The sequence below is a fragment of the Methylobacterium sp. GXS13 genome (assembly GCF_001455965.1).
Classification (GTDB): Bacteria; Pseudomonadota; Alphaproteobacteria; order Rhizobiales; family Beijerinckiaceae; genus Methylobacterium.
Map to the genome: position 1 here is coordinate 30,136 of NZ_LKKO01000052.1, position 11,872 is coordinate 42,007.

7 protein-coding genes and 1 pseudogene are annotated in these 11,872 nt (G+C 71.3%); 5 read left to right on the forward strand and 3 right to left on the reverse strand.

Going from position 1 to position 11,872, the window contains the following annotated elements:
- Positions 1-10: 10 nt before the first annotated feature.
- Complete coding sequence (locus AO398_RS19020) at positions 11-7,729, reverse strand: hypothetical protein (RefSeq protein WP_058193740.1); 7,719 nt, start codon at positions 7,727-7,729, stop codon at positions 11-13.
- A gap of 288 nt (positions 7,730-8,017) precedes the next feature.
- On the opposite strand from AO398_RS19020, the gene AO398_RS19025 reads away from it, so the two are divergent.
- The 4 genes from AO398_RS19025 to AO398_RS27610 all read left to right on the forward strand — a co-directional run bounded on the left by AO398_RS19025 (position 8,018) and on the right by AO398_RS27610 (position 9,559).
- Positions 8,018-8,341 (forward strand): Hpt domain-containing protein, encoded by a 324-nt coding sequence (locus AO398_RS19025; RefSeq protein ID WP_058193742.1) that lies wholly within the window; start codon positions 8,018-8,020, stop codon positions 8,339-8,341.
- A 146-nt stretch (positions 8,342-8,487) separates the two neighbouring features.
- Entirely contained in the window at positions 8,488-8,808 is a 321-nt protein-coding gene (locus AO398_RS19030; protein ID WP_058193744.1) for a 2Fe-2S iron-sulfur cluster-binding protein, read from the forward strand.
- A 199-nt stretch (positions 8,809-9,007) separates the two neighbouring features.
- Entirely contained in the window at positions 9,008-9,238 is a 231-nt protein-coding gene (locus AO398_RS28405) for a hypothetical protein (protein ID WP_152997563.1), read from the forward strand.
- A 24-nt stretch (positions 9,239-9,262) separates the two neighbouring features.
- The gene (locus tag AO398_RS27610) at positions 9,263-9,559 is read left to right on the forward strand and encodes a type II toxin-antitoxin system RelE/ParE family toxin (protein ID WP_082643351.1); all 297 of its coding nucleotides are present in this window, start codon (positions 9,263-9,265) and stop codon (positions 9,557-9,559) included.
- A 24-nt stretch (positions 9,560-9,583) separates the two neighbouring features.
- On the opposite strand, the gene AO398_RS19035 is transcribed toward AO398_RS27610, so the two are convergent.
- Positions 9,584-10,759: a VWA domain-containing protein gene (locus tag AO398_RS19035; RefSeq protein ID WP_058193746.1), complete on the reverse strand. Its 1,176-nt coding sequence runs from the start codon at positions 10,757-10,759 to the stop codon at positions 9,584-9,586.
- 337 nt (positions 10,760-11,096) lie between these two features.
- On the opposite strand from AO398_RS19035, the gene AO398_RS19040 reads away from it, so the two are divergent.
- Complete coding sequence (locus tag AO398_RS19040) at positions 11,097-11,504, forward strand: hypothetical protein (RefSeq protein ID WP_058193747.1); 408 nt, start codon at positions 11,097-11,099, stop codon at positions 11,502-11,504.
- A gap of 20 nt (positions 11,505-11,524) precedes the next feature.
- Here the strand turns inward: AO398_RS19040 and AO398_RS19045 are convergent.
- A pseudogene (locus AO398_RS19045) lies at positions 11,525-11,872 on the reverse strand (potassium transporter TrkA); the annotation flags it as partial.

Sequence of the window (11,872 nt, forward strand, 5' to 3'; positions counted from 1 at the left end):
GGCTGTCCTGCTAGGCCCCGTCGAAGCGACCGCTGGCATGGGCCAGCATTGTGTAGACCTTGCCGGTCTCGGACGTGAGGTAGGCGTCGGTCCGCTTGGCGTCGCTGTCGTTCTTGACCACGTCGCCGAGTAGCCGCTCGAACTCACCCACGTAGCGATCGACGCTGCGGCGGAACTCCGCATCCGACCGGTAGCGACGCTGGATCTCCGCGAAGGTGGTCCGGCCCTGCGCGGTGTAGATGCGCGGGTCGAACAGGTTCGGCTCGCCCCGGCGGTAGCGCTCCCACAGGTCGACCGCGGTCCGGTGCTCGATCATCCGGGCGATGTCGGTGGAGATCGTGTCGAGGGCGATCCGCCCGGTCTCGGCCGGAGCCTGAGACAGAGCTTGCGACGGACGGCCCGGCGAGGCCGGCGCAGCGGCGTTGGTCGCGTCCGCCTCGGCATCGTCGTCCTCATCCAGGGAGGCGCGGGTCAGCAGGTCGGACAGCCAGCCGCGCTTGGCACCGCCAGCCGTCATGGCGACGGGGCGGGCGGTCGCGGAGGGCCGCGGCGCCTCGATCCGGGCCGGGGCCGGGGTGGACCGGGCCGGGGCCGAGGGCGCCGGCAGAGCCGGAGCCGACACAGCCTGCGTCTGCGTCGCGGACGGAGCCGGAGCGCTGCTGGCCTGCGGCGCCGCAACCGCGCGGGAGCCACCCTCCGCCACCCGCCGCTGGGCCTGAGGCTGGGCGACATCCACCGAGCGGGTGGTGCGGGAGACCAGGGCCGAGAGCTCGTTGAGCGCCTTGATCTGGTCGGCCACCACCCGGCGCATCTCGCCGGTGGCGTCCTGCGTCTCGCGGGGCAGGTCGAGGACGCCGCGGGCGAGTTCGGCGCGGGTCGCGTCGAGTTCGCCGCGGATCGAGCCCGCCATCTCCCGCAGGGACGACACGGAGGCGCCGAACTTGGTCTGCGCCTCGTCAAGGCCGCTGCGCATCTCCCGCGCCGCCTCCTCGATGGCCTGGCGCACGCCCTGGGCCGCCTTCTCGCTCTCGGCCCCGGCACTGTCCTTGAGGCCCTCGAAGGCGCTGGTGACCGAAGCCCCTGCGCCCTCGGCCGAGCGCGGCAGCGACTCGCCGACGGTGCGGGCGCGCTCCTCGGCACTGCGCAGCGTGCGCTCGATCGTCTCGGCCAGGGCGCCGCCCTGCTGCTCCAGGGCGCTGGCGCGCGCCTCGAAGCCGGCCAGCGCCTCGGCCAGAGCCGCCTCGCGGCCCGACAGGGTCGCACCCAGTCGCTCCTCGATGGCAGCGAGCGAGGACGCCGCCCGGTCGAGGGCCGACACGTGCACGGACGTCTGCTCGCCCAGGGCACGGCCGCGGCCGTCGAGGGTCTCGGCGAGGCCGGACGCCTCGCGGAGCGCCGTATTGGCGACCTCGCGCAAGGCCTCGACCTGGGCTGCGACGCCCGCGGTGGCGCGGCCGGTCTCGGAAGCGATGCGCTGCAGCGCCGTCTGGACCTGCTCGACCCGGCCCGCCCGGCCCGGGTCGATCGCACCGAGATTGGTGCCGGCTCCGGACACCAGCTCGCCCAGCGCCGCGTTGGCGCCCTCGATCCGCTGGAGGACGGCGCCCAGCTCCCGGCCCAGCCGGTCGTTGGTTTCGAACAGCTCGGTGAGGGCACGGCCCGCACCGTCGTCGATGGCGGCGCGCAGCAGCTCGGCCGAGGCCCGCGACTGCGCGGCGAGTTCCTCGGTCTGCAGCCGCAGGGTCTCGGCCAGCGGCACGCCGGTCTCGATCAGCACCCGCTCGATCGAGTTGGCGCGGTCGGCCAGGGCCCGCGACAGGTCGAGCATCGGCCCGTCGATGGCGGCGCGCAGGCGCGCGACATGCCCTTCCAGGCTGTCGCCGACCGCACGGCCGCTGCCGTCGACGCTGGCGATCAGCGCCCCGCCCTTCTCCTCGATGGCGCGGACCAGCGCCTCGGCGCTCTCCGCGAGACGGCGGGACAGGGCCTCGCCGCGGGCATCGACCAGCGCACCCAACGCGGTGGCGCGGCGCTCGAAGCCGGCCCCCAGAGCCTCGGTGCGGGCATCGATCAAGCCCGCCAGCGCGGCCTCGCGCCGGCTGAGCGTCTCGGCCAGGGCGGCGTTGTGCGCATCGACCTGCTCGGCATGGGCCCGCGCCCGCTCGTCGAGGGCGGCCACCAAGCTGGCGGTGCGCTCGTCCATGAGGCCCGCGAAGGCGTCGTGGCGGTCGTCGAAGGCATTGGCCAGCGTCTCGGCGCGCTGGGCGACCAGGGTGGCGAACAACCGCATGCGGCTGTCGATGCGCTGGGTGAAGGCGTCGGCGCGGGCGTCGACACCCCGGGCCAGGGCCTCGGTCTGCGTCTCGACGGAGTGCACCAGGGCGGCGGTGCGCCCTTCGACCACGCCGTCCAGGTCACGGATCCGCGCGTCGAAGGCTTCGACCAGCGAGCCGGTGCGACCCTGGGCGGCGTCGAGCAGCGACTGGCTGCGCTCGTCGACGAGCGCCTCGATCGCTGCGCGCGCCTCGTCGAAGGTCGTGCGCAGGGTCTCGATCCGGGCGTCCAGGAGGGCGGCGACGCCCGTGGGCGCCGCATCGAGGAGGTTGCGCAGGTCTTGCGTGCGCGCCTGGACCGCCATGGCGATCTCCCGGCCGCGGTTCTCCACGGAGGTTTCGAGGTTGGCTTGCGCGCGCTCGAACAGGGTCCGAAGCTGCCCGCTCCGGGCCGCGAAGGTCTCGGCGAACTGGTGCTCGCGGGCCTCGAGCAGGCCCGCGATCGCCGGGCTCGCCTGCTCGATGGTAGCCTGCAGGGCCTGGGTGCGATGCTCGATCGTCGCGGCGATCTCACGGCTGCGACCATCGACCGTGCGGTCGAACTCCGACTGGGCCTGCGCGAACAGCGCCTGCAGCTCCCCGTTCCTGTCCCCGAAGGCCTGGACCAGCTGGTTCTCGCCAGCCTGCAGCAGCCCGGCGATCACCGGGCTTGCCTGCTCGATCACAGCCTGCAGGGCCTGCGTGCGGTGCTCGATCGTCCCTGCGATCTCGCGGCTGCGACCATCGACCGTGCGGTCGATCTCGGCCTGGGCCCGCGCGAACAGGGCCTCAAGCTGGCCGCTCCGGGCGTCGAACGCCTCGGCGAGCTGGTGCTCGCGGGCTTCGAGCAGGCCGGCGATGGCCGGGCTCGCCTGCTCGATCGCGGTCTGCAGAGCCTGCGTCCGCTGCTCGATCGCCCCGGCGATCTCGCGGCTGCGACCATCGACCATGCGGTCGATATCGGCCTGGGCCCGGTCAAACAGCGCTTCGAGCTGCCCGCTGCGAGCCTCGAACACGTCGGCGAGTTGGTGCTCGCGGGCCTCCATCAGGCCGGCGATGGCCGGGCTCGCCTGCTCGATCGCGGTCTGCAGAGCCTGGGTGCGGTGCTCGATCGTTCCGGCGATCTCACGGCTGCGGCCGTCGACCAAACGGTCGATCTCCGCCTGTGCCCGCTCGAACAGGGCGCGCAGGTCCGCGAAGCGGGCGTCCAGCAGGTCGGCCATGTCGGTGGGGGCGGCGTCGAGGGTCTGGCGCAGCCCCTCGGTCCGGGTCGTGATCGTGTCGGCGAGTTCCTGACCGCGCACCTCGACGAGATCGCGCAGGCCGGTCTGGGCCTCCTCGAACAGGGCCCGCAGGCGCTGCGTGCGGCTGTCGAGGGTCGCGGCGAGCTGGCGCTCACGGGTCTCGACCAGCGCGGAGACGGCGGCGGGCGCCTCCTCCAGCATGGTCCGCAGGGCCTGGATCTTGGCGTCGACCGAGGCGGCGAAGCGGCCACCGCCGCCTTCCACCACCGCATCAAGGGCGTTGTGGGCTTCCTCGAACAGGGTCCGCAGGCCCTGGCCACGGGCATCCAGGGTCTCGGCAAGGCGGTTGCCACGGCCTTCGACCAGATTCTCCAGGTGCCCGAGGCGCTCGTCGAACAGGCTGCCCAGCGCCTGCGTCCGGGAATCCAGGCTCCCGGCGGCGTTGCCGTAGGCGTCCTCGACCGCGGCGATCAGGGCGCGGCTACGCGTATCCAGCGCCTCGTTGAGGGGACCCATCCGACCGTCGAGGGTGCTGGCCAGGGTGCCGGCATGGCCGTCCAGCATCACGCGGATCTGGTTGGTGCGGTCGTCGAGCAGGCCGTGGACCGAGCGCACGCCCTCGTCGAGCAGGCCGCTGATATCGGCGGTGCGGCTCGACAGCGTGTGACCCAGGCGTCCTTCGCCGGCCTCGAGCATACGCTCGGCATCCGCGATGGTCTGCTGGAGCTTCGACAGGACGCTCTCGCCGCGCTGATCGATCAGCTCGGCCAGCGATGTGCCGCCGCGGTCGAACAGGCGGGCCAGCTCGGTGATCCGGCCGCCGATCGCGCCGAACACGCTCCGGCCCTTCTCGTCCAGCTCGCTCGACATGGCGGTGATCCGCTCGTCGATCAGCTTCGCCAGCAGCTCCGAACGCTCGGCGAAGGCCGCGCGCACGGCCTCGGTCCGGGCGGACAAGGCCGCGTCGGCACTCTCCGCGCGCTCGTCCACCAGCTGGACGATCTCCTGCACCCGCCCCGACAGCGAAGCCTCGAGGACCCGGGTGGATTCCGCGACGGCACCCGTGAGGGTGCCGATGCTCTCGGCCATCGCCTTGTCGATCCCGCCGGTCCGGTCGGTGATCGTGGCGACGAGATCGCGGGTACGGCCGGCCAGTTCCTCGTCCACCGCGCGGGTGCGCGCCTCGATCAGGCGGATCGCCTCGAAGGCCTGCACGCCGAAGCTCTCGTCCACGAGGCGGGCCCGCCCCTCCAGGGCGTTGGCGATCTCCTGCAGGCGGTTGATGACGCCGGCATCGAAATGCTCGGCGCTGCCGGCGATGCGGCGGGCCATCTCGGCTGTGCGCCGGTCGATATCCTGACCGAGCCCGTCGACCCGGCCGTCGAGCACCGCAACCAGGTTGCGGCTGCCCTCTTCCATGATCCGGGCCATCTCTCCGGTCCGGGCGGCCAGCGCCTCGTTCAGAGCCTTGCCGCGGGAGTCGATCCGGTTGTCGACGTCGTCGACCAGGTTCGCCACGACGTCGCCGATCTCGGCCGCGCGCTGGGCGGAACGCGCCTCCAGGTTGCCGAGATGGGTCTCGACCAGGCTGCCGGCCTCGCGGGCGCGGGTCGCGATGGTCTCGGCCACGGCCTGGCCCTTGACGGTGATGAGCCGGTCCATCTCCTCCAGCCGCGCCCCGACGGTCTCGCCCAAGGTCGCGGTGTCGCGGCCGATGCGGTCGGCCAGGATGTCGCCGCGGGCGATGGTCTCCTGCAGGGCGGTCAGGCGGCTGCCCAGCGTCTCGTCGATCGCCCGGACACGGACGTCGGCGGTTTCGGCGAAGCTGGCGCCGGTCTGGCTGAGGGTGTCGGCGATGCGGGCGCCCTGGCTCGCCACCGCGAGCACGATGTCGCGGCCGGTGCCGCTGATCCGGGTCTGGGTCTCCTCGGCGTGGCTGGCCAGCAGCTCGGCGACGCCCTTGCCGTGCTGACCGAAGGCGGCTTCCATCTCGCCGATGCGAGCGGCGAGGTCGTCCGAGATGGCGCGGGCGGCCTGCGTCAGGCTGCCGGTGGCGTCGCCGGTGCGGGCGGACAGCTCGCGGTTGAGGTCGTCCAGGGCGGCGCGCAGGGCGGACACCGCCGCGGAGCCGCGCTCGCCGAACTCGATGGCGGCGCGGTCGGCAGCGTCGCGGAAGCGGGCCAGCAGGCTCGCGGTCTCGGCCTCGACGGCACCGGTCACCTCGGCCGAGCCGTGGCGCAGGGTCTGGAGGGTATCGACCAGGCGGGCGGAGCCGTCGCGGGTATGGGCCTCGACCTCGTCGGTGACGGCGCTCGCCGAGCCGCGCAGGGACTGGACCGCGGAGGCGGCGCCGGCCTCGAAGCCATGACCCAGCGCCGAGAAGGCGCTCTCCAGACTTTGCGTAGCCGCCTGGGTCCGGTCGGTGATGTGGCCGCCGGCACGCTCGGCCGCGGCGACGACGCGGCTTTCGAGATCCGAGGCCTGCACCGTCACGGTGTCGTGGAGGCGCGCCGCGATGCCGTCCATGCGCTCGGCCAGGGCGTTGCCGCGGTCGGCGATCGTCTCGGCGACCCGCTCGGCAGTGCCGATCAGGTCGTCGCGCACCGCGCCGGCCTGGTTGGTCAGCGTCTCGCCGACGCCGCCCATGGCCAGCGCCAGAGCGGCCTGGGCGTCGCGCCCGCGGCTCTCGATCGCCTCGGCGACGGAGAGGCCGGCAGTCTCGATCTCGGCGCGCAGCGCAAGTCCGCGGCCGGCGATGTCCTGGGTGAGAGCCGCGCCGGTCTCGGCGAAGCGGGCGGTGATCTGGGTCCCCATCGCGCCGAAGCGCTCCGTCAGCTCGGAGCCCCGGGACAGGAACGCGTTCTCCAGGCCGATGACGGAGCGCTCGAAGCTCTCGCGCACCACGCCGCCCTGGCGCTCCAGGGTCTCGCTCACGCGCAGGCCGGTCTCGGCGAGGCTCTGGGCGACGGAGGCGGTGCTCTCGGCGATCCGCCCGGTGAGGGCGTTCCCGGTCGCCTCGAAGGCGCCGCTCACGTCGCGGGCGCGGGTCTCGAAGGCCTGCGTCAGGGTCTCGCCGACTTCGAGAAGGCTGCCCCGCACGACCTCGCTGGTGTTCGCGAGGCTCTCGATCAGCTCGTCGCCGCGCCCGGTCATCAGGGTGACGACCCGGTCGCCCGCCTCGCCCAGGGACGCGGTGATGGCGGCGCCACGGGCGTCCAGCGCTCCGGTGACGCGCTCGCCGGCGCCGTTCAACGCCATGACGATCCGCTCGGACGCGCCCTCCAGCTCCTGGCTCAGGCTCTGGTGCGAGCCGGTGATGGCGCCGCGCACGCGCTCGGCATTGGTGACGATGGATTCCCGTTGCGCCACAAGCTCCTCGACCAGGGAGCGGATGCGGATCTCGTTGTCGGAATAGGCCCGCTCCAGGGTGGCGATCTCGCCGCGGACCAGGGTCTCCAGCTCGCCGGCCCGGGCGAGCGCCCGCTCGACGCCGTCGCCGACCGCGGCGACTTCGCGTCGCACCGTCTGCGACATGGTCAGGACGGCGTCGGTGGAGAAGCTCTCGGGCTCGGCCAAGCGCACCGCGACCTCGCCCACCGCGCGGGCGACGAGGCGCATCTCCTGGGCCCGGGCCGCCAGCATGGCGGCGATCACGAACAGGACGACCTGGCGGAGCAGGGCCGCTGCGCCCACCGTCGCCTGGAGGGCGGTGAGACCGGAGACGACGCCGCGCAGGTCGCCGCCGGATTGCAGCCAGGCGACCAGCACGAGGCCGGCGATCCAGGCGAGGCCGGCCAGCAGGGCAAACAGGTAGGGCTTGGGCGAGGACCGCACCCGCAGGGTCTGCTGCAGGATGCCGATGTTGCGCCGGTCGTCGTTCGCCACCAGCGAGCGGTCGGGCGGCAACAGGCCGCCCTCGCGGCGCGGACGCTCGCGGCCGGGCGGGGGCAGGTCGGAGGCCAGCGGCGGGTCGAGGTCGAGGCGCGGCGGCGTCTGGCGGCCGGCCGGATCGAGGGCGCCGTCGAGCAGGGGATCGGCATCCCCGACATCGGGCAGGCGCGGCTCGGCGCGGCTCTCGGTGCCGGTCGGCGTCAGGGCGTCGAGGTTCAGCGCCTGCTCGATCGCAGAGAGCGCGGCCTCGGCCGGGTCCTTCAGCTTCTTCTCGGTCGCCATTCAACGCCTCGTTACACGGGCTTCACCGGCACCTGGGGAGGCTGATGCCAGAGACGCAACGTCCCGTTTACCATTACAGGATTAGACGCGGACACCGATTGCCGATACCCGAGCCGCCGTCCGACCCCAGAAACCGTTACCAGAATGGTTACTGAGGCCGCTGCCTTCCGGCTCCGCCATCTTGGCGCAGATGACGGCCTCTGCGCGATCCCCGTCCGGCGAATCGGGGGGTGAATCATGGGGATCGGTTCGGCAACCCCCAGAAGAATGCGGATTCCGGGAGTGCGCATGCTGGCCATCGACCGTGCGGAGCTCGATGCACAGACCGGCGGTGACGCCGATCTCGCCGACGAGGTGCTCGCGCTGTTTGCCGGGCAATGCCGGTCGATCCTGCCCCGGCTCACGGATGCGTCCCTGCCCGCGGGACAACGCGCCGACCTCGCCCATACCTTGAAGGGCTCGGCCTCTGGCGTCGGCGCCACGCAGGTCCGAGCCTGCGCGGATGCCGCCGAGGCGCAGCTGCGGGCCGGAGCGGCACCGGCCGCGCTCGACGCGCTGGTGCAGGCGGTCGAGGCGGCGTTGGCCGAGATCGCGCCGGACCGCGAGTCTTAAGAGCATCGACGCGCCGGACATACGCCGATGCGGCGATCGATCCGGAACGGACCGCCGCCACCGCGCTTGCATTCCACGGCCTCAGCCGCCAAGCAGTCACCCCGCCCGTCGAAGCGAGGCCGCTCGACGCGAGCCCGGAGCCGAGCATGCCCAAGATCACTTACGTCGACCACGCCGGGACGGAGAGGACCGTCGAAGGCAGCGTCGGCGCGACCGTGATGGAGACGGCGTTGCGCAACAACGTCCCGGGCATCGACGCGGAATGCGGCGGTGCCTGTGCCTGCGCCACCTGTCACGTCTACGTGGCCGATGCCTGGATCGACGTCGTGGGCAAGGCCCAGGACATGGAACAGGACATGCTCGATTTCGCCTCCGACGTGCGCGAGAATTCCCGCCTGTCCTGCCAGATCAAGATCGCGCCGAACCTGGACGGGCTGGTGGTCACGACCCCCTCCCAGCAGGGGTAGCTCGTCAGGCACTTAGCTGACGAGAGAATGAGGTTGCCCGCCTTCGATGGGGCTTACCTTCACGCGTCATATTCAGCGCGCAGGTGAAGTCGAGAATGACTCCCCATGAGGCTCGCGCGGGACTAAGCTGTCGCGCGGGCATCATCGTTTTCCGAAAGCAAGCCACCATCTTTCGGGACGATGATGCGGGAGCCTGAACATGACCAGGGTTGAATTCCGGCAGGAACAGCGGCTGGACTCGCCCGATGAAACGGCACAGCAGCGTAAGGCTCGCCTCGCAGCCGAAGCGTCCATGCTGGCGGTCGCCAAAGCGGATATCGAGGGCGGTCGCTACATCGCCGATGGCGATCTGGATGCTTGGCTTGATGCTTGGGAAAACGGAGAGCCGGTCGAGCTTCCGGAAGCCTCGACCAGTTCGCCCAAGCCCTGATCTCTATCCTGCGGATTTCAGACAGTGCCGTTTCGCGTCAGGACCTCCCGCGCGGCGGCGGCCGATCTCGCCTCCGTGCGAAGATGGCTCCGCCAGCCTGGCGCAGGGGAGAGGGCGGCACACCGCCTTGCTCAGATCAACAGAGCTCTTCGGGACTTGCGACACACCCCGCTCATGTGGCCGGACGGCGAGCATGAAGGAACGCGATCCCGCAGCGTAGCGGGCCACCGAATTGTCTACACGGTTATAGACGACGAAGGCGCGGGGACAGTCGATGTGCTCCGCGTCTTCGGACCCGGCCAGAACTGGGATAGCCTTTGACGCCCTGCCTGTTTTGACCGGCCCTCACCGCACCAGCGCCCGGGCCGCTGCGTCGAGCCCGTCGAGGGTGAGGGGGAACATGCGGCCGCCGATGAGCCGCTGCACCATCCCGATCGACTGGGTGTAGCCCCAGTGCGTCTCCGGCACCGGGTTGAGCCAGGCCGACTTCGGGAAATGGTCGAGGAGCCGCTGCATCCATGCGGCGCCGGGCTCCGCGTTCCAATGCTCCACCGAGCCGCCCGGCGTGGCGATCTCGTAGGGGCTCATCGAGGCGTCGCCCACGAACACCACGCGGTAGTCGCTGCCGTAGGTGCGGATCACGTCGAGCAGCGGGGTCCTGGCCTCGTGCCGGCGTCGGTTCTCGGTCCAGACCGCCTCGTAGGGGCAGTTGTGGAAGTAGTAATGCGCGAGGTGCTTGAACTCCGAGCGCGCCGCCGAGAACAAAGCCTCCGCCTGCTCGATGTGGAAGTCCATCGAGCCGCCCACGTCGAGGAACAGCAGCACCTTGACGGCGTTGCGCCGTTCCGGTCGCAACCGCACGTCGATATAGCCCTGGCGGGCGCTCTCGCGGATCGTGCCGTCGAGGTCGAGCTCCTCGGCCGCACCCGTCCGGGCGAAGCGGCGCAGCCGCCGCAGCGCGATCCGCATGTTGCGCGCGCCGATCTCGCGGTCGTCGTCGAGATCCTTGAACTCGCGCTTGTCCCAGACCTTCACCGCGCGGAAGTTCCGGTTCCCGTCCTGGCCGATGCGGATGCCCTCGGGATTGTAGCCATAGGCGCCGAATGGGGAGGTCCCGCCGGTGCCGATCCATTTCGAGCCGCCCTGATGCCGCTCCTTCTGCTCGGCGAGCCGCTGCTTGAGCGTCTCGAACAACGTGTCCCAGCCGAGCGCCTGCAGCTCGGCTTTCTCGGTCTCGGTCAGGTACTTCTCCGCAAGCTTGCGCAGCCATTCCTCGGGGATCGCCGCAGGCTCCACCGCCGCGCCGAGCGTCTCCAAACCCTTGAAGACCGTGCCGAACACCCGGTCGAATCGGTCCAGATGCGCCTCGTCCTTCACCAACGCCGTGCGCGACAGGAAGTAAAAGGCCTCCACGTCGTGCTCGGCCAAGCCCCGGTCCAGGGCACCGAGCAGGGTGAGGTACTCCTTGAGGGAGACGGGAACCTTGGCCTCCCGGAGGGCCGTGAAGAACTGCAGCAGCATCTCGGAAGAACGCGCCAGCAAAACGCCCGGGTCAAGCCCAGGCGAATCAGACACGCTTACGGTCGGCCGGGTCGGATGTCTGAGCCTGTTCTCCGAGTCGTCGCAGATGGTCGACAAGATTCAGAAGCAGATAAAGGCCTAATCCTGAAGCCCCTGGAGAGTCTCCAACCGCCACGGAGACTCATAAGCTGGGCATAAGTCGTCGAATCTGTTGATATGTACCAGGCCAAGCCTCGAACAGTCACTGAAACCGTCACGGGAATCGCTCAACTCGGGGCATCAGGTGTGTTCAGCCGCGAGGACGCGTGCCGCACCAAACGAAGCGAGGAGGCCTGCGATGGCGGTCATCCTGCGGAATGTGACGGATTTCAAGCGGTTTCTCGGGAAGCCGGGTGCCACGATTCAGCTGGTGCGCAACACCTTCATGGATCGCCAGCCCGAAACGACCCGGGAGGCCTACCGCGCCAAGGGCATGTACGCGCCGCGCGCCGTTCAGGCCCTGTCGCGCAAGGCCGCGGTGTTCACCCTGCGGGGGTTCCCCGGGACCGTATGGCTGTACTGGGACAAGGGCGCCCGGGGCTGGCGCTTCTCGGGGGACACCGTGACCGTCCCCCTGGTCACCGGCCTCGGACCGGCGGACGAACTGGTCTACCGGTGCAGCTTCGCCGATGGCTTCGAGCCGGCGCCGCGCAACCGCGTGACCCGCCAGCCCAAGCACGCCGAGGCGCATCTGGCCCCGGCCTGAACCGACCGGCTTAGGCCCACTCAGGCCTCTTGGCGCGCGGCCGCGGCCTCCTTCTTGGCCGGCGGCTTGCCGAGGGCCTTGCCCACCGTGCGCCGGGCCCGGAAGATCGGCTTCGCCTCGTTCTCGCGCTTCTTCAGCAGCGCGCGGTACTCGTCGCGCCGCTCGTGGATCGACGCGATGACGAGGCCCATCGGCACGCCGACATCGACCAGCACCGCCTCCGACAATTGCAGGGAGGCCTCGATCGTCTCCGGCACCGCGTCGTCGACGCCGAGTTCGTACAGGGCCGAGGCGTGGCGGGCGTCGCGGGCGCGGGCGACGATCGTCAGGTCCGGCGGCTCGGCCCGGGCCGCCGCCACCGCCTGCTC

Bases quoted from the DNA above. Each gene is read 5' to 3' on its own strand.
- AO398_RS19020 (WP_058193740.1), bottom strand. From the start codon at position 7,729: ATGGCGACCGAGAAGAAGCTGAAGGACCCGGCCGAGGCCGCGCTCTCT.
- AO398_RS19025 (WP_058193742.1), top strand. From the start codon at position 8,018: ATGCTGGCCATCGACCGTGCGGAGCTCGATGCACAGACCGGCGGTGAC.
- AO398_RS19030 (WP_058193744.1), top strand. From the start codon at position 8,488: ATGCCCAAGATCACTTACGTCGACCACGCCGGGACGGAGAGGACCGTC.
- AO398_RS28405 (WP_152997563.1), top strand. From the start codon at position 9,008: ATGACCAGGGTTGAATTCCGGCAGGAACAGCGGCTGGACTCGCCCGAT.
- AO398_RS19035 (WP_058193746.1), bottom strand. From the start codon at position 10,759: ATGCTGCTGCAGTTCTTCACGGCCCTCCGGGAGGCCAAGGTTCCCGTC.
- AO398_RS19040 (WP_058193747.1), top strand. From the start codon at position 11,097: ATGGCGGTCATCCTGCGGAATGTGACGGATTTCAAGCGGTTTCTCGGG.